This window comes from Vibrio salilacus (assembly GCF_002811245.1).
GTDB lineage: Bacteria > Pseudomonadota > Gammaproteobacteria > Enterobacterales > Vibrionaceae > Vibrio > Vibrio salilacus.
Genome location: NZ_NIVQ01000002.1, coordinates 58,411 through 76,816 on the forward strand (window position 1 = coordinate 58,411; position 18,406 = coordinate 76,816).

15 protein-coding genes are annotated in these 18,406 nt (G+C 45.7%); 6 read left to right on the plus strand and 9 right to left on the minus strand.

Going from position 1 to position 18,406, the window contains the following annotated elements; genetic code table 11:
- Nucleotides 1–33 precede the first annotated feature (33 nt).
- Nucleotides 34–702 (plus strand): energy-coupling factor ABC transporter permease, encoded by a 669-nt coding sequence (locus CDZ87_RS01705; protein WP_100751897.1) that lies wholly within the window; start codon nucleotides 34–36, stop codon nucleotides 700–702.
- Between the two features lie 122 nt (nucleotides 703–824).
- Nucleotides 825–1,325, plus strand: a complete 501-nt coding sequence (locus tag CDZ87_RS01710) for a YfbU family protein (protein ID WP_100751898.1) — start codon at nucleotides 825–827, stop codon at nucleotides 1,323–1,325.
- A 96-nt stretch (nucleotides 1,326–1,421) separates the two neighbouring features.
- On the opposite strand, the gene CDZ87_RS01715 is transcribed toward CDZ87_RS01710, so the two are convergent.
- On the minus strand, nucleotides 1,422–3,308 hold the full coding sequence (locus CDZ87_RS01715; RefSeq protein ID WP_100751899.1) for a methyl-accepting chemotaxis protein: 1,887 nt from the start codon (nucleotides 3,306–3,308) through the stop codon (nucleotides 1,422–1,424).
- A gap of 470 nt (nucleotides 3,309–3,778) precedes the next feature.
- Here CDZ87_RS01715 and CDZ87_RS01720 point away from each other — a divergent pair, with 470 nt between their 5' ends.
- The 3 genes from CDZ87_RS01720 to CDZ87_RS01730 all read left to right on the plus strand — a co-directional run bounded on the left by CDZ87_RS01720 (nucleotide 3,779) and on the right by CDZ87_RS01730 (nucleotide 8,644).
- Complete coding sequence (locus tag CDZ87_RS01720) at nucleotides 3,779–5,713, plus strand: PrkA family serine protein kinase (RefSeq protein WP_100751900.1); 1,935 nt, start codon at nucleotides 3,779–3,781, stop codon at nucleotides 5,711–5,713.
- Nucleotides 5,714–5,821: 108 nt separating this feature from the next.
- The gene (locus tag CDZ87_RS01725; RefSeq protein WP_100751901.1) at nucleotides 5,822–7,093 is read left to right on the plus strand and encodes a YeaH/YhbH family protein; all 1,272 of its coding nucleotides are present in this window, start codon (nucleotides 5,822–5,824) and stop codon (nucleotides 7,091–7,093) included.
- A 9-nt stretch (nucleotides 7,094–7,102) separates the two neighbouring features.
- Complete coding sequence (locus CDZ87_RS01730) at nucleotides 7,103–8,644, plus strand: SpoVR family protein (protein WP_100751902.1); 1,542 nt, start codon at nucleotides 7,103–7,105, stop codon at nucleotides 8,642–8,644.
- 35 nt (nucleotides 8,645–8,679) lie between these two features.
- On the opposite strand, the gene kdsB is transcribed toward CDZ87_RS01730, so the two are convergent.
- Genes kdsB through CDZ87_RS01755 form a run of 5 tightly spaced genes read right to left on the minus strand, consistent with a single transcriptional unit; the run spans nucleotide 8,680 to nucleotide 14,627 of the window.
- Entirely contained in the window at nucleotides 8,680–9,432 is a 753-nt protein-coding gene (gene kdsB / locus CDZ87_RS01735) for a 3-deoxy-manno-octulosonate cytidylyltransferase (protein WP_100751903.1), read from the minus strand.
- Nucleotides 9,432–9,611 (minus strand): Trm112 family protein, encoded by a 180-nt coding sequence (locus CDZ87_RS01740; protein WP_100751904.1) that lies wholly within the window; start codon nucleotides 9,609–9,611, stop codon nucleotides 9,432–9,434. The genes kdsB and CDZ87_RS01740 overlap by 1 nt, the downstream gene beginning before the upstream one ends.
- Complete coding sequence (gene lpxK, locus CDZ87_RS01745; RefSeq protein ID WP_100751905.1) at nucleotides 9,592–10,602, minus strand: tetraacyldisaccharide 4'-kinase; 1,011 nt, start codon at nucleotides 10,600–10,602, stop codon at nucleotides 9,592–9,594. The genes CDZ87_RS01740 and lpxK overlap by 20 nt, the downstream gene beginning before the upstream one ends.
- Before the next feature lie 2 nt (nucleotides 10,603–10,604).
- Complete coding sequence (msbA, locus tag CDZ87_RS01750) at nucleotides 10,605–12,353, minus strand: lipid A ABC transporter ATP-binding protein/permease MsbA (RefSeq protein WP_100751906.1); 1,749 nt, start codon at nucleotides 12,351–12,353, stop codon at nucleotides 10,605–10,607.
- A 33-nt stretch (nucleotides 12,354–12,386) separates the two neighbouring features.
- Nucleotides 12,387–14,627: a DNA internalization-related competence protein ComEC/Rec2 gene (locus CDZ87_RS01755; protein WP_100752045.1), complete on the minus strand. Its 2,241-nt coding sequence runs from the start codon at nucleotides 14,625–14,627 to the stop codon at nucleotides 12,387–12,389.
- An 8-nt stretch (nucleotides 14,628–14,635) separates the two neighbouring features.
- On the opposite strand from CDZ87_RS01755, the gene CDZ87_RS01760 reads away from it, so the two are divergent.
- A complete protein-coding gene (locus CDZ87_RS01760) occupies nucleotides 14,636–15,166 on the plus strand; it encodes a DUF2062 domain-containing protein (protein WP_038172721.1) in 531 nt (176 codons plus the stop codon).
- A 100-nt stretch (nucleotides 15,167–15,266) separates the two neighbouring features.
- Here the strand turns inward: CDZ87_RS01760 and lolE are convergent, their stop codons facing one another.
- The 3 genes from lolE to lolC are packed head-to-tail and all read right to left on the minus strand — an operon-like array spanning nucleotide 15,267 to nucleotide 18,399.
- Complete coding sequence (lolE, locus tag CDZ87_RS01765; RefSeq protein ID WP_100751907.1) at nucleotides 15,267–16,511, minus strand: lipoprotein-releasing ABC transporter permease subunit LolE; 1,245 nt, start codon at nucleotides 16,509–16,511, stop codon at nucleotides 15,267–15,269.
- Nucleotides 16,512–17,198, minus strand: coding sequence for a lipoprotein-releasing ABC transporter ATP-binding protein LolD (lolD, locus tag CDZ87_RS01770; protein WP_100751908.1), 687 nt, complete (start codon nucleotides 17,196–17,198; stop codon nucleotides 16,512–16,514).
- Entirely contained in the window at nucleotides 17,191–18,399 is a 1,209-nt protein-coding gene (gene lolC, locus CDZ87_RS01775; RefSeq protein ID WP_172953541.1) for a lipoprotein-releasing ABC transporter permease subunit LolC, read from the minus strand. The genes lolD and lolC overlap by 8 nt, the downstream gene beginning before the upstream one ends.
- Nucleotides 18,400–18,406: the final 7 nt, after the last annotated feature.

Genomic DNA, 18,406 nt, shown 5'->3' on the forward strand with positions numbered 1-18,406 from the left:
CAACGTCGTGTTGGTATTTTTTTTGAGGTATGTGTGAGTCTTAATGGTTTATTTTGCTTCATCGTGGTGTTGCTTGCGGTTGTACTTTCGTGGCGCGACCTCACTCAAGTTCTACTGACTAAGCTGAAAACAGAACGCCCTTTTCAGCACATTACCTTTGCCACCATTTTTATTTTTGCGGTGCTGTGGTCAGCTGAGGCCGGCGTTAAAGAAAATCTCTCGATACATTTTCTCGGCTTAACGGCACTAACCTTGATGTACGGATGGCGCTGTGCGTTTGCTTTGTCTATTGCCATTGTGCTGTTGATGACCCTATTTGGTTCACTAGCATTGACTGCTATTCCCCAGTTTTTGGTTTTTTCAGCCCTGTTCCCCATTGCTATTAGCTACAGCATTTTTCTGCTTAGCTACCACTACTTACCACGAAACATCTTTGTGTTTATTTTTGTCGCGGGGTTTCTTAATGGAGCGCTGACGGGGACCTTACATCTACTGATCAATTCAGGCTATTACCTTCTGGCCACTGATCTTGATTGGTCAACCATTTTTGACAATTATCTACTGTTCACCCCCCTACTCGCTTTTCCAGAGGGACTACTCAATGGCATGGCGATAGCAATGCTGACCGTGTTCAAACCCGAACTACTTCGTGTCTTTTCTGATCGCGATTACATCTATAATCACTCTCATAAAGACGACTGAAAAAACGTGCTATCTTGGTGTGCTTTTCATCTTAAATAGGTGTTGAGATCATGTTTCAATACGCAAAGAAACGATAACCTAAGCACATTAAAAATGTATTAGATTGTATTAGTGAGGCCACTATGGAAATGACTAACGCTCAACGTCTGATTTTATCTAATCAGTATTACTTAATGTCACAAATGGACCCAGAGAACGCGGCAAAATACCAGCGTTTACAGACTATTGTTGAACGTGGCTATGAACTACAAATGAGCGAATTCAATAAAGACTTTGGCTGTTTAATTGAAGCTGAATGTCGTGAAGTAATCGACATCATGGAAATGTATCATGCGATGCAAGAGTCCACCAAAATGCTCGCTGATCATGAGCAAAAAGAAGTAGACCAACGTCGCCTGTCTTTCCTCGGTTTTGATATTGCCTCTGAGGCTCAACTTGTCAATTATGTCCGTTTCCTGATCGATTCAGAAGGCCTATATCCACAATTTAGCAAAGGTGAACATCACTTTAACGCACAAATGCCAATGTTAGACAAATATCGACGTATGCTGTCAACATGGCGCAATTGCCCAAGACAATACCATTTGTGTGCTAATGAGCTAAAGCAAATCTTTAACGCTTAATCTAGAGCGATAACAGAACGGGGCCTTTTGGGCCCCGTTGTTTATATAGCCTTCAATATTAATCTATCCCCCTCAATATCAACCGAGGCGTTAGCTTCAAGAGAGCTTAAACGTCGCCACTTTGGCACTTAATGCCTCCGCTTGACTCTTAACTTGGTGAGCCCCTTCAGAACTTTCATTGGCACCAACGACCAATTGGTCGGCAACATCTTTAATCGACGTAATGTTCTGGGTAATTTCGCTCGTCACATGAGTTTGCTCTTCTGCCGCGGTTGCAATTTGCGTCGCCATATCACTAATCAAAATCACCGCCGAACTAATTTCAGCCAATGCACTGGCTGCGCTATCCGCATCAGTCACGGAATGATTCGCCAGTTCTGCACTATTACTCATAATAGAAACTGCACGTGCAGTGGTATCTTGCAGTACTGCAATGGTTTTGTTGATCTCTTCCGTCGATGAGTGTGTTCGTTGCGATAGCACTCGCACTTCATCCGCCACAACCGCAAAGCCTCGACCTTGCTCACCTGCACGCGCCGCTTCAATGGCAGCGTTGAGCGCCAGTAAATTGGTTTGCTCAGCAATCCCCTGAATCGTTGAAAGTACACTCGAAATCTCTTGACCATGTCGCTCAAGCTCACCGACAACGTCACTCGCGCTTTGAAGCTCACTGGCTAATTTATTTATCGACCCTTTCGTTTGCTCAACCAATGCGCGGCCGTTATCAGTACTTGACGTTGAGTCGTGCGCCGCTTGCGCGGTACGCTCGGCATGGGAAGCGATCTCTTGGGTCGCACTGGCAAGTTCAGTAACGGCCGTTGCGACCATGGTGATTTCTTGTTGCTGGTGATTGATTTCATCCACGGCACCTTGTGCGCGGCTAGTACTCAGCTCAGACTGTTGGTTGAGCTGATAAGATTGCTCACGCACATGGCCTATCAGTTGCTGTAAACTATCAACAAATGTATTAAAATTATGGGCCAGTTTTCCCACTTCATCGTTCGATTCAACCTCAATACGTTGGGTTAAGTCACCACTACCATTCGCGATCTGCTCAAGCGCTAATGAAACGTTATTTAACGGGCGGAATAAGATGTTACAAAGCAGATTGAACAACACAATACAGATGATCACGACGACGCCCGTCACCAAGAGCTGCCCCCAAACGGCGCTTAGTATCGGCGAGACCAACGATTGATAATCAACAACCACAACCGTTATTAAACCTGTATCACCTATGTTTTCAGCATAAACAACCGATTCATGCCCTAACACATCAATATAGATATCTTCGCCACTTGAAGCCGCTTGCTTGATTGTTGAAACCGTTAAACCCAACTCACTTATAGGTTGATTCAGCAGCTTGGTATTCTGATGAACATAGATATTGCCTTGTTGGTTAGCGATAAACATATAGCCATCGCCTGGTAATATAACTTTTTCGATTCCGCTAACAATGTCAGTAATTTCTACATCAGCGCCCAGCACAACTTGCTGCCCGTGTAAGTTGAGCGCTTTGCCAAGTGAAACCACATTCGCGCCTGTCGCAGCCGCAACCGTTGGATTGTCCATAAAGACTTTACTTGGCTGCTTAACGGCATTGGTGTACCAGCCCCACTTTCTTGGGTCATCATTGCCTGGCGGTAATACAACACCGTTGGCGTTATCTTGGCTACCATCTGGATAGGCAAGAAACACATTGTCAAAGCCTGCAGAGTTTTTGACTTGCTGCAGGTGAGTAACAATGGCCTCTTTCTTTGAATCTTGTGAAAGGGAAGTCAAAGAACGTTCTTTAGATACGATCCAGTCTGATACATACTGGTTATAGGATGAAGTGGTACTTTGCAAGCGTTGTTGCACCTCCACATCCAAACGTTCTAGCGCCGCCTGAAAAGACAGCCCTTTTACCAATAGTCCCCCAACGACTATGGCAAGACTCGCAGAAATAGCGAGCTTATTTTTTAGCGATAGTTTTTTCAACATACTCAGTTCACTTTGTTTTATTTATGTGATCAATTATTAATCGGCGACATTATATTTCGCGATTAAAAATAAATCATGATCCAGCTCGAAACTTGACGATTCAGTGTTTAAATATAGAAGTTAAAAGCATTTTTGGGCAACTCCATAATCATAAGGTTTTACATTGGCCATACGCCTTCTGTCTTCAACTGAATCTAATTGCCGTGTTGTCACGTATAAAGCCGTGACCAAGACAAAATGAGCATAACCTAAGTGACCATGGTTATAAGCACAACGATTGATCAGCTAAAATAGCTAACGACTAAGAACAAAAATCGTTGTGATCGTACAACTCGCTCTCAATCACAAATTGCAATTAAACACATATTTTTTAAGCATAATTCTAAAAACCAACTAGGATTAAATGAGAAAGGATTTGCTTTTCTATGCGGGTTAATTGTCAGTTCGACAAGTTCAGAGGGGAATTCATTATGAGTATTTTCGACCATTTCCAAGCGCGCTACGAAGCCTCCAAGGACGAGGAATTATCGCTGCCAGATTTTCTAGCTCTTTGCAAAGACAATAAGAGTGCCTACGCTAACGCAGCAGAACGATTGCTGATGGCGATTGGAGAGCCAGAGCTCATCGATACAGCACAAGACCCACTCTTGAGCCGTATTTTCTCCAACCGAGTCATATCTCGCTACCAAACGTTCAAAGACTTCTATGGTATGGAAGAAGCGATTGAGCAAATCGTGTCTTATCTAAAGCATGCAGCCCAAGGCTTAGAAGAGCGCAAACAAATTCTTTATTTACTCGGCCCTGTCGGCGGCGGTAAATCGTCGCTCGCGGAAAAACTCAAAGCGTTAATGCAACAAGTTCCGATTTACGTTTTGTCAGCCAACGGCGAACGCAGCCCAGTTAATGACCACCCATTTTGCCTATTTGACGTCAGTGAAGACGGCGACTTACTTAAAAAAGAGTACGGCATTGATAAGCGCTATTTACGCTCCATTATGTCACCGTGGGCTGCAAAACGATTACATGAATTTGGTGGTGATATTTCAAAATTTAAAGTGGTCAAAGTTAAACCGTCAATACTTGATCAACTCGCGATAGCCAAAACCGAACCCGGCGATGAAAATAACCAAGATATCTCATCGTTGGTCGGTAAAGTTGACATCCGACAGCTTGAGCATTTTTCACAAAATGATCCTGATGCCTACAGCTATTCAGGCGCTTTATGTCGAGCCAACCAAGGCTTGATGGAATTTGTCGAGATGTTCAAAGCGCCAATTAAAGTTCTACACCCATTATTAACAGCGACTCAAGAAGGCAACTATAACGGTACTGAAGGTCTGTCAGCACTGCCATTTGACGGCATGATTCTCGCCCACTCGAATGAATCGGAATGGCAAACGTTCCGTAATAACAAAAACAATGAAGCCTTCCTTGACCGGGTCTATATCGTCAAGGTTCCTTACTGTCTTCGCGTCTCCGAAGAAGTTAAAATTTACCAAAAACTGCTCGACCATTCCGAATTGTCAAAAGCCCCATGCTCACCAAGTACACTTGAGCTATTATCGCAGTTTAGTATTCTGTCGCGTCTAAAAGATCCTGAAAATTCGTCCATTTTCTCGAAAATGCGCGTTTATGATGGTGAAACATTGAAAGACACCGACCCGAAAGCAAAAAGCTACCAAGAGTACCGTGACTTTGCGGGTGTTGATGAAGGGATGTCTGGGCTATCAACCCGCTTCGCCTTTAAAATTCTGTCACGCGTATTCAACTTCGACCAAACCGAAGTTGCCGCCAACCCTGTTCACCTATTCTATGTCATTGAACAACAGATCGAACGCGAGCAATTTCCACAGGAAACCTCAGAACGATACCTTGAGTTCTTGAAAGGTTATCTAGTACCTCGCTATGTCGAGTTTATTGGCAAAGAAATTCAAACCGCTTACTTAGAATCCTACTCAGAATATGGCCAAAACATCTTCGACCGATATGTGACATACGCTGATTTCTGGATTCAAGACCAAGAGTACCGTGATCCTGAAACGGGTCAACTATTCGACCGTTCAGCATTGAACAATGAGCTAGAAAAAATCGAGAAAACCGCCGGCATCAGTAACCCGAAAGACTTCCGTAACGAAATTGTTAACTTCGTTCTCCGCGCACGAGCCAATAACAATGGTACCAATCCACTTTGGACCAGTTACGAGAAACTGCGCACTGTGATTGAGAAGAAAATGTTCTCCAACACAGAAGAGTTACTTCCTGTCATCTCGTTTAACGCTAAAACATCGTCTGAAGATCAGAAAAAACACGATGACTTTGTCGCACGTATGATGGAAAAAGGCTACACAGAGAAGCAAGTTCGCCTGCTCTCTGAATGGTATCTTCGCGTACGTAAATCATCGTAATAGCAATGTTTTAGCCCATGCCCATCCACCTAACAAAACATAGGTGGATGGGAAGAAGTAATTATGGCTGCCTTTAGATTAAGGCGTGTGCGAGATAAGGGGTAACTCATGGCGCAATTTATTGACCGACGACTGAACGGCAAAAATAAGAGTGCTGTAAACCGCCAGCGCTTTTTACGCCGCCACAAAGAAAAGATCAAAGAATCGGTAGCTGACGCGGTGAATCGACGTTCTATCACAAATACTGAGACAGGCGAAGATGTCTCAATTCCTCACAAAGACATTAATGAGCCCGTCTTTCATCAAGGCAAAGGCGGCCTGAAAGAACGTGTCCACCCAGGTAATGACCAATTTAGTACTGGCGACAAAATCGAACGTCCTAAGGGCGGCGGTCAAGGTGGAGGTTCTGGTGAAGGTGAAGCGAGCCAAGATGGTGAAGGCCAAGACGAATTTGTGTTCCAAATATCTAAAGATGAGTACCTTGATATTCTGTTCGAAGATCTAGAGCTACCTAATTTAGAGAAGAATCAAGTCAGCAAAATTACTGAATGGAAAACCCATCGCGCTGGTTATCAAACGGCAGGGGTTCCCGCCAATATTGCGATCGTGAAATCATTACAGCAATCACTTGCCCGACGTACCGCAATGACAGCGGGCAAAAAGCGTATGCTACACGAGCTAGAGCAAGAGTTGGATCGCGTTAAGATGTCTGAGCCAGCTCAGCTTCTTGAAGAACAGCGAATACAAGAAGAGATAAAGGTACTGCGTCATAAAATTCAGACTGTGCCTTTCATTGATACCTTCGATCTGCGCTTTAAGAATTATCAGCGCCGCCCTATCCCATCTAGCCAAGCTGTGATGTTCTGCCTGATGGATGTGTCAGGGTCAATGGATCAAGCCACCAAAGATATTGCAAAACGTTTTTATGTGTTGTTGTATTTATTCCTGACTCGTACTTATGAAAACGTTGATGTGGTGTTTATCCGTCACCATACCCAAGCCAAAGAGGTCGATGAACACGAGTTCTTCTATTCGCAAGAAACTGGCGGCACCATCGTATCCAGTGCACTGAAATTAATGAACGACATCATTGCCAAACGTTACCCAACCGGTGAATGGAATATATACGCTGCGCAGGCTTCCGATGGAGACAACTGGGCCGATGATTCGCCTCGTTGTCGCGAGCTTCTGACCAAACATCTACTGCCAAACTGCCAATACTACTCTTACATAGAAATCACTCGCCGTTCGCATCAAACCTTATGGCACGAGTACGAGAAACTCGAAGGGGATTTCCCAAACTTCGCGATGAAAAACATCCGCGCGGTTGAGGATATTTTTCCTGTCTTTAGAGAGCTTTTCAAAAAAGAGCACGCTTAGGGAGGCGGTATGACAACAACCAAAACGAAAAAGCCGACGAAGAGCAAAGCATTGCCAGATGGTCCAGATTGGACATTTGATCTACTCGAACGTTACCACGTTGAAATAAAACGAGTCGCAGAGCACTATCGTTTAGATAGCTACCCCAATCAAATTGAGGTGATCACTTCTGAACAAATGATGGATGCTTATTCAAGTATCGGTATGCCCATCAACTATAACCATTGGTCATTTGGTAAAAAATTCATACAGACCGAACAAGGCTACAAACATGGTCAAATGGGTTTAGCTTATGAGATTGTGATTAACTCCGATCCTTGTATTGCCTACTTGATGGAAGAAAATACTGTCACCATGCAGGCCTTAGTGATGGCCCATGCTTGCTACGGCCACAACTCTTTCTTTAAGGGCAACTATCTGTTCCAAACTTGGACCGACGCAAGTTCTATCATTGATTATCTGCTGTTCGCCAAGAAGTACATTGCAGAATGTGAACAAAAATACGGTGTTAAGGAAGTTGAAGAACTGTTGGACTCCTGTCATGCATTAATGAATTTTGGCGTGGACCGCTACAAACGACCTGAAAAAATTTCTATCGCCGAAGAAAAGTTACGCCAAGAAGAACGCGAGAGCTATTTGCAATCACAGGTAAATGATTTGTGGCGCACGGTTCCTAAATCGAAGGTCGAAGCTGAGAATGAAAAAACTCGATTTCCCTCAGAGCCGCAAGAGAACATTCTCTACTTTATTGAAAAGCATGCGCCTTTGCTTGAATCATGGCAGCGTGAAATAGTCCGCATTGTACGAAAAGTGAGTCAGTATTTTTATCCGCAAAAACAAACCCAAGTGATGAACGAAGGTTGGGCAACATTCTGGCACTACACCATACTGAATCATCTTTATGATGATGGGCTAGTGACAGACAGGTTTATTCTGGAGTTTTTACATAGCCATACCAGCGTCGTCGCGCAACCTCCATATAACAGTCAGTACTTCAGCGGTATTAACCCTTACGCGCTAGGTTTTGCTATGTTCCAAGATATTCGTCGTATTTGTGAACATCCGACCGATGAGGACAGAGAGTGGTTCCCCGATCTTGCAGGAACCGATTGGCTAGATGCGGTTCACTTTGCCATGCAAAACTTTAAGGATGAAAGTTTCATTAGCCAATATTTATCACCAAAAATCATACGTGACTTTAAACTGTTTGCCATTGTGGACGATGACCGCCAAAACTTTATCGAAGTCAGTGCTATTCACAATGATGTCGGCTACAAAGCAATACGTGAAAAATTAGCCGCGCAGTATAACTTGAGCAACTTAGAGCCAAACATTCAGGTTTACAATGTCGATGTGCGCGGCGATCGTTCGCTAACCTTGCAGTATGTGCCACATGATAGGATCCCTCTTGACGACAGTTACGAGCAAGTGCTTAAACACCTTTATCGTTTATGGGGTTTCGATGTCGTACTTGAAGAAGTCAAAGAGACCGGGCGTCGTGAAATTCTTGGGGCGTGCCCAAAACGTGGCGACTATGACGCTAACATCTAATATGACGAGAAAGGCCCTAATATAGGGCCTTTGATTTATTGGTTGGCGATAATGTGTCTAACTACCTCGAGGTCTTCAGGCGTATCAACGCCGGCGGCTGGTGCTTGTTTGGCCACCGCCACATGAATTTTTTCGCCGTACCAAAGTACACGTAACTGCTCTAAGCATTCAATTTTCTCAACGGCGGTTGGCTGCCAGTTGATGTACGTATTAATAAAACCTGCGCGATAAGCATAAATGCCGATATGACGCATCAGAGGCTGCGCAATGACTTTATCGTTACTCGCAAAATTATCACGATCCCAAGGAATGGTTGCACGACTAAAGTACATCGCATAACCGTCTTTATTTGTTAACACTTTCACCGCATTAGGATTAAACACTTCGGCTTGATCGGTAATTTCCACCGCAAGTGTCGCCATCGGCGCTTGACTGTTAGCTAAATTTTCCGCCACTTGACTAATAATGCTTGGTGGAATCAATGGCTCATCTCCTTGAACATTGACGATAATATGTTCGTCAGGTATGGCCATCTTTTTTACCACTTCGGCCAAACGTTCAGTACCAGATTCATGATTGGGTGAAGTCATACAAACTTGGCCACCAAACCCTTTCACTGCTTGCTCTACTCGATGATCATCCGTCGCGATGATGACGCTTTTTGCTCCCGCTTGAATGGCTTGGCCATAGACCCACTCAATCATTGGCTTACCACCAATCTCAGCAAGAGGCTTGCCAGGTAATCGCGTTGATTGGTAACGCGCCGGAATAACAACAGTAAATGACATTATCTGCCCTCGTCCATGCTCACTTTGCGCGCTTCAGGCTCTAAAAGTACGGGAATGCCTTCTTTAATCGGGTAAGCGAGGCGATCAAATTTACACACAAGCTCTTGCTTATCTTTATCAAATGCGAGTTTACCTTTACATACAGGGCAGGCAACAATCTCAAGCAGACGGTGATCCATACTTTTCCTTAACCTCTTTTATCTTATTGAGAATCCGCGTTTGGTCGAGCTGGCTAAACTGTGCAGTGACAGGCAGGTACCACCAATTATCTTTCGCGTAATTCGTACATTTTACCGCATCTTTCTCAGTCATGATGAGATGCTTACCTTTTGCCGCCAAAGCTTCTAACTGTAACGGTTCAAAATCTTTATGATCGGCAAAGCCTTGAGTGTATTTCAGGTCTGCGCCAAGTTGCTCAAGCGTATTAAAAAAGCGTGGCGGATGACCAATTCCTGCCATGGCAACTAGGCCTTCATCTAACTCAGTCACATCGACTTGCTGTCCTGTCACCATATTGACGGCTTGGGTCGGCGCAAGTGTCATCGCAAGCTCGCCATCTTCAGCTTGACCACCGTTAGTAATGACCAAATCGACTTCTAGTAATCGTTGCACCGATTCACGCAAAGGCCCGAGTGGCAGCAGTGATTGGTTGCCAAAGCGACGTGCACCATCAACCACAACAATTTCAACATCTCGCTCTAACGCATAGTGCTGCAATCCATCATCAGTAATAATGATATCAACACCCAAAGGCAGTAACGCCTTGACTGCATCACTTCTTTGAGGCGAAACAGCCACTGGCGCTGAGGTACGTTTGTGTATCAGCTTAGGTTCGTCACCACAATGTTTGGTTAATGTGTCTTGGCTTACCGTTAATGGATAACTCGGCGCCTTGGCGCCATAGCCGCGTGAAACTACTCCTGGTCGGTAACCTAGCTGTTGTAATTGCTCCACAAGCCAAATTACTACTGGTGTTTTACCATTACCACCAGCGGTAATATTGCCTACCACCACCACAGGAACAGGCGCCCGATAGGTCGGTTTTGATCCGCCTTGATACTGACATCGACGCGCTTGACTGATCACAGCAAACAACTGGCTTAGCGGCCACAGAAGTGGCCATAACAGGTATTTTAACGGCGAATTCTCAAACCAGATCTTCTCAATCAAGGTTAAGCACCAAACTGAATACGATGAAGCTGGGCGTATGCGCCATCTTTGTTAATTAACTCACTGTGACTGCCGCGTTCAACAATTTCGCCTTCATCTACGACTAATATTTCATCCGCACTTTCGATGGTCGATAGACGGTGAGCAATCACCAATACTGTTTTATTTTTCTGTAACTCATCGAGTGCTGATTGAATTGCTTTTTCTGATTCGGTATCGAGCGCCGACGTTGCCTCATCTAAAATTAACACTGGCGCATCACGCAGCAACGCACGAGCTATCGCAATCCGTTGACGTTGCCCACCAGACAAACTGGCACCATTTTCACCGATGACGGTATCTAAACCCTTATCCATGGTTTCGATAAAGTCCATTGCGTGAGCCAAACGCGCGGCATGTTCGATTTGTTCACGACTGTACTTTTCTGTCGCTGCATAAGCGATGTTATTAGCAATGGTATCGTTAAACAGATGAACGTTTTGCGAAACCAACGCAAAATGGGAACGTAAATTACTTAAGGTGTAATCACGAATATCGTGCTCATCAAGGTAAATTGCCCCAGTGTCGACGTCGTAAAAACGGGTAAATAAATTCGCAATGGTACTTTTACCCGAGCCCGAGCGGCCAACCAAAGCGACAGTTTTACCTTGAGGAATTTTGAAACTGACATTATTGAGCGCTGGTTTCTCTTTACCAGCATAAGTAAAGGTCACATCTTTGACTTCAATATCGCCGCGTACTTTGTCAGTTTGGTACTTGCCATTGTCTCTCTCTGTATCCAAATCCATCAGAGCAAACAAGGTTTGGCTCGCTGCCATACCACGCTGAAAATCTGAAGTAACGTTAGTTAGTGCTTTAAGCGGGCGCATAAGACCAAACATCGCCGAGAAAACAACCGTAAAAGTACCAGGAGTGAGTTCGCTACGTATTGAGTCAACACTGGCTAAAAATAGCACCACGACCAGAGCAATCGAGGCAATCAACTGGATCACTGGGTTTGCGATAGCTTGCGCTGCAACTAGCTTCATCGACTGCTGACGCATTTGGTTACTAACGTTGTCAAAGCGCTCTGTCTCAACGTGCTGACCGCCGTAGCTCAAGACCACTTTGTGACCCTTTAACATCTGCTCAGCGGCAGAGGTAACAAACCCCATCGTTTCTTGCATGTTTCTAGAAATCTTACGAAAACGCTTAGACACAACCCCAATACCCCATGCCACGAGAGGGGCGACAATGAACAAAACCAAGGATAGCTCCCAGCTGTTCCAGAACATCAGCACTAATAAGCCAACGATACTTGCCCCTTCACGTACAATACTGACCAAGGCACGACTAGTCGCACCTGCCACTTGCTCGGAGTCATAAGTAATGCGAGATAGCAACCCGCCTGCCGATTCTTTATCAAAGTAGGACACCGGCATATGCATAAATTGGTTAAAGATGGCTCGACGCATCTTCATGACAACGTTGCCTGATACCCAACTAAGGCAGTAGGTCGAGACAAAGCCACTTAGCCCGCGTACCACCATCATACCGAAAATAATAAAAGGCAAGATGCGTAAAAAGTTCGATTCTGCATCGCCAAAGCCTTCATCGAGAAGTGGCTTAAGCAAAGAAACCATGTAGGTATCAGCCACCGCATTGATAATCAATGCAACAACCGCGACCGCAAGACCTGCTTTGTATAAGCGGATGTAGGTCCACAAGCGTTTAAAGGTTTGCCAAGTAGTTTCGTCTTGATTCAGAGACATAGAAGTGCTTATTTTTCTTTTACAATATAGTCTCTATTCTACTCGGTTACGCAGCATCTGCCTATACCAAGTATTCCCTTTCACCGCCCTCATCGTAGTCAATGTGTAATGATCCGAATAGAATTTAACCGTTATCTGTCCATGGCTTCCCGTATCAAGCAATCTAGCACCTTGCTGTTGATAACGTTCGACGACTTGCTTATTAGGTAGATCCCAGCGACCGTATTTTGCTGTCGAGACTAACGCTATTTGCGGATTAACCGCTTTGATAAAATCAGGCAGCGAGGAAGTTCGACTGCCATGATGAGGCACGGTCATGATCTCGGCATCCAGTGAGGCTTCCCCTCGGATCAACAACCATTCAGCAATGGCTTCGACATCACCCGTCAAAAGAAGGCTAAATCCACTTTGACTCTCTGCGATTTTTAATACACATGATTGAGGATTAAAGGCTCGCGCTACCCTTGTCGGCGGCCACAAAGCGTCAATGGAAAGCCTGCCCCATTGCCAACTTTTCCCTTGCACGCAAGTGATGTTGCCCGTGTCGACTTGGCTGGTCATAATATCAGCCGGTGACCAACGCTGTGAAAGGTGACCAAAACCACCTGCATGGTCATTATCAAAGTGACTAATCGCCAACCAATCAACCTCTTTTACGCCATATTTAACCAGATAAGGCGTTAACACTTGCTCGGCAATACTCGAGTCATTCCACGCCGCGCCTGTGTCGTACAGTAAGACACGTTGGTCTTGCCGAATCACCACTGCTAAACCATGTCCTATATCCATCATCTCAAGCACCCATAACGGTTTCGCCCGCCAAGGTTGACTCAAGATCAGCAAGAGACACAATACAATCGCGACAGCTTTGATTGCGAGAAAAGGCATTAGCGCGACTAACAGTACGGCCCCACTAAGCCAGTACAACTCGTGATGCGAAAGCTCCCACCAGCCCCAATTCGAATGCTCTAGCGCCCAGTCCAGCGGCACAAAAAGCCAATCTAGGCCAATCCAAAGCCAAGACAGTGAGTCACATAATAGCGATGCAGTGGTTGCAATGAATAGCCAAGGGATGACCACCCAACTAAACCAAGGTACGAAAACTAAGTTATAAACCACCGCCGCGACGCTTACCCCCTGATACAACCAACTGACCAAGGGCGCCATAGCGATCACTATTACCATTTGCGCAAGGAGTAACTTAGCTAACCAGTGCCACCCCTTAGGGCAAAGCGCAATAAACACAAATACGCAGGCGACGGCATACATTGACATCCATAAACTGGCACTGACCACAGAAAAAGGCGCGATAAACAGTAACGCAGCCAAAACCAGCAACCACTTAAACGGATAAGATAAATTCCCGCCACGCAGTTGCACGCAACATAATACGATGCACATCAAAAGCGCTCGCTGGGTAGGGATGGAAAACCCCGCCAGCCAAGCATATGTCGTCGCCAAAGCCAAACCTGTTGCCATTGGTAACCAAACCCAGCGTGGAAAAAGAGCAAACAGCACTAGACCCATCAGCCAACCTAAAGAGAAGGCAATCCCAATATGTAAACCTGAAATTGCCACAAGGTGACTTAAACCGCTCTGTTTTAATTGCTGCCAAGTTTGAGAAGAGATATCGCTACGAAGACCAAACAATAAGGCTTGGATAAATGCTTGATGCTCGGTGTCTGCCGAAGCACGCTTGACGCTGTCAATCAACTGAGCTCGTCGATTTGTCCCACTCACCACATAGAAACTTCGCTTTGTATTAATGGATGCTTGACCAACAAGACCAGTTGCAAGCGCATACTGTTCACTATCAAAACCGACTTCATTAACAACCCCGACAATTGGACGTAGTGACACATCAGCAGAAATGAGCTGTTGTGGGACCAGTGCTATCGGCGCCGATAGATTAATTTTTGCGCGCGCACCAGTGGTCAAGGTGTGACCGTTAATTGATCTCACAATAACTATGCCACGAAAGCCGAATTTTATTGGTGTAAAAAAGCTGTCAACCTCAGCAGTTATGCTAATATCGTTCCCTGCTTGGAAAAGTGTTTCCGTTTGAAAGCGCATAAAATTACCATGTGCTAATACGACAACACACGCTAAAGCTAACCCAACAAAACCTCTCAATCTCCTATACTTGAAGGTCATCACTAAGATAACCCCGGCACAAAATAGGTAGCGCCAGTCTGGCAGTATCGGCCAGAAAGGACTGGTGGCCACCAGCGCAGAGAATGAGATTAGCGTCCAATAATGTAAGTAGAGAGTCATATTTACCGATGCCAAGGAAATTCATAAAACGCTTTATGCCTGACCACGAAAGAATTAAGCGTCAAAAGGCACTAAAGATTTTTGGCAATGTGCTATACAACCCTAACCTGTGGTGTTTGAACCGTCGTTCTGCCGCTGGGGCTTTTGCCGTGGGTCTTTTTATGGCTTTCGTCCCTCTGCCAAGTCAAATGATTATGTCAGCCGGGCTTGCGATCGCGTGTGGGGTTAACCTGCCTCTATCCGTGGCGTTAGTTTGGGTCAGTAACCCTGTCACTATGCCGGTGCTGTTTTATTTCGCGTACAAAGTTGGCGCTTGGGCGATGCATACCCCACCACAACATTTCCACTTTGAGTTATCGTGGGAGTTTTTACTTCATCAAATGAGCACGATTGGTCCGCCGTTTTTACTCGGTTGTCTGATCTGCGGCATTGTAGCAGCGATGTTAGGTTACTTTGGCATCACGGCATTGTGGCGCTACTCGGTGGTCAGAAGTTGGCAAAAACGTAAGATCAGAATAAGAAATCTACTCAAAAAATAAAAATTACGTTGCTCAGTTTCCGAGTCAATGATGGGCATGATGTAAGACAGATGTCAGATAGAAATGAAAAAGGACCGAAGGGTCCTTTTTTAGTCTTGGATTATTTTGCGCTCAGCACTGCGGCTGGATTAAGCCGACTTGCCCGAGAGGCAGGATACCAAGTCGCCATAAGGCTAAGACCGATAGCCGTCGATGAGACGAGCACCACATCCACCCAAGCGACCTGCGAAGGTAAGAAGTCGACAAAATAGATATCCCCGGATAAAAACGGGTGACCGATAAGCTGCTCAAGCGCTGAGATCATTGGCGTAAGATTAAGCGCGACAATCACACCGATAACGCTACCAGTAATACTGCCTAAAACACCGGAAAAGACGCCCTGCCAAACGAAGATTCGCTTCACTAAACCATCGCTTGCCCCCATGGTGCGCAAAATAGCAATTTCGCCCGCCCGATCTTTTACCGCCATCATCAAGGTCGACACGATATTAAAGCTTGCGACGCCAATCACTAACACCATGACGAGATACATAATGGTGCGTACCAGTTGAATATCACGATAAAGGAAACCGAACTTCTGCTGCCAACTACGCAAATAAACATAGTCATTGAGCGTGTTACCAGCCTCGCGAACAATTTGCGTCGCTTGCAGCACATCCGTCACCTTGACCGCCACTCCTGTCACACCTTGGCCGAGTTTGGCGTAGGATTGAGCGTCTGCTAATGGAATCAATGCCAAGTTATGGTCGATTTGCCCGTTGAGAGTTAATAAGCCCGCCACTTTTACTCGCACTCGTTTCGGTGCTTGCACCTTAGTCGTTGGCCCGTTAGTTGGGATCATTAGCGTCAGGTAATCACCCTTATCCACATTAAGCAGATCAGCCACACCTTGACCTAAAATGACTTGCTGATTTCCGGCCTGAAACATCGACCACACCTGTGAATCAATAAATGCACTCAGGCTGGAAACGCGACTTTCAGCACTAGGGTCGATGCCTCTGACTTCAAGCGCTTTAAGTTGAGTGCCTTTTTCAGCCAATGCGGTGAGCTTTACAAACGGCGCCGCTGCATCGATCTTTGGATGCTTTTCTAGCTGTGAAATCACCGATTGCCAATCAGTTAACGGCCCTCGAACCCCTTCAAATTCACCATGAGAAATAACCGAAAGTACGCGATTATTGAGCTCACGTTCAAATCCATTCATGGCAGACAAACCAATGATGATCACTGCGACCCCAACGGCAATACCCAGTGTCGATGAAAGTGAAATAAATGACACCATTTTGTTACGCTGTTTCGCACGGCTGAAACGTCCACCAATAAGCAGAGACAAAGACGATAACATTTAGCGGCCCTCGACATTAATCAACAAACCGTCTTGCATATGCAGTTGACGATCCATCTTCGCGGCCAGCTCTCCATCATGGGTGACGACTAAAAACGCTGTTTGTGACTCTTGGTTTAACTCGCGCATCAAATCATAAATCGACAATGCCGTTTTATGATCAAGGTTTCCAGTTGGCTCATCGGCTAACACCAGATCGGGGCTATTCACCAGCGCTCGAGCAATCGCCACGCGCTGACGTTCTCCGCCAGACAATTCAGACGGACGATGTTCTAAGCGATGACTTAGCCCTACCTTATCGAGCAGTTTTTTGGCCGCCTGTTTAGCCACATTGGCTTTCGCGCCACCAATCAGCAGTGGCATCGCCACATTTTCTATGGCACTAAAGTCCGCGAGAAGGTGGTGGAACTGATAGACAAAACCAAGATGCTGATTGCGCAGTTTTGCCTGATGATTGGAGCTTAATGTCGATAGGTCATGACCTAAAAAGGTCACGTGTCCAGCGGTTGCATCATCAAGCGCACCCAAGATATGCAGTAAGGTACTTTTCCCTGATCCCGACGTACCAATGATCGACACCAAATCGCCCCGCTCTAAACCAAAGCTCACTCCTTTGAGAACTTGTGTATCGAAGGTACCTTCACGATAGATTTTACATATATTGTGACACTGGAGAAGGTTACTCATATCTTAAAGCCTCAGCTGGTTTAACGGTGGATGCGCGGTAAGAAGGAAACAAAGTCGCGGCAAGGCTGAGCGCAATCGCCAACGCGATAACAATAGCGATCTGAATCGGATTTATCATAATAGGCAACTCCCCCCCAACAGAAAATAACACCACGCCCATGCTCTCAAGCAGTTGATTAAGGTTATTCGCCAACACAATTCCCAAGCCGCCGCCAATTAGAGCGCCAATCACACCGCTACTCGCCCCTTGAACCATAAAGATTGCCAGTACTTGCCTGTCTGTCATCCCTTGCGTTTTCAAAATTGCCACTTCAGATTGCTTCTCCATCACCACCATAATAAGCGCAGAGATGATATTGAATGCGGCAACACCGATAATCAGACCAAGCATGAGTCCCATCATGTTTTTTTCCATCCGCACGGCCTGAAATAGTTCACCACGCTGATCGCGCCAATCTTGCCATGTCCAGCCGTCGGGCAAAGGCTCATTACTTAAATCCGACACAACGAATGGGTCATTAAAAAACAGCCGCCAGCCTGTCACTTGACCGTTTTTCATCCGCATCAATTTAGCCGCATCTTGTACATGGGTCAGCATCAGTTGCCCATCAACATCAGAGCCTGTGTTATAGATACCCGCCACCGTGAATAAGCGCTGACTCGGGATTCGGCCCAGTGGGGTAAATTGACTAGCGCTGGTTACCATTAAACGAACCTTATCGCCAAGCGATACGTTGATTGAACGTGCCAAGGTATGACCTAAAAACAGTTGATATTCACCCGCTTTTAGATTGGAGAGTTGCCCGGCAATCAAATGTGTTTCGAGCGGATCATGCTGTGACGGCTGAATACCCAATAGTAAACCAGCACTAAGTTGGCTCGGGCTTTGGATAATCGCTTCACTTTGTACCACAGGTTCAGGGGTACCTGCGTTCGACATTTGAGAGATAAAGTCCGGGGGTGTTGCTTGCAATGCGGTGTTTCCGGAGTCTTGTGAAATAATCGCTTGCGGCAATACGCCAAGAATACGCCCTTTGAGCTGGGCTTCAAAACCGTTCATCACCGACAACACCGTGACCAAAGACATCACGCCTATGGTGATGCCCGCCGTTGACATGAAGGAAACAAAGCGACTAAATCTATCACCGGAGCGCCCACGCAGATAACGCAAGCCAATGAAGGTGGAGACAGGATGAAACATAGTAGCA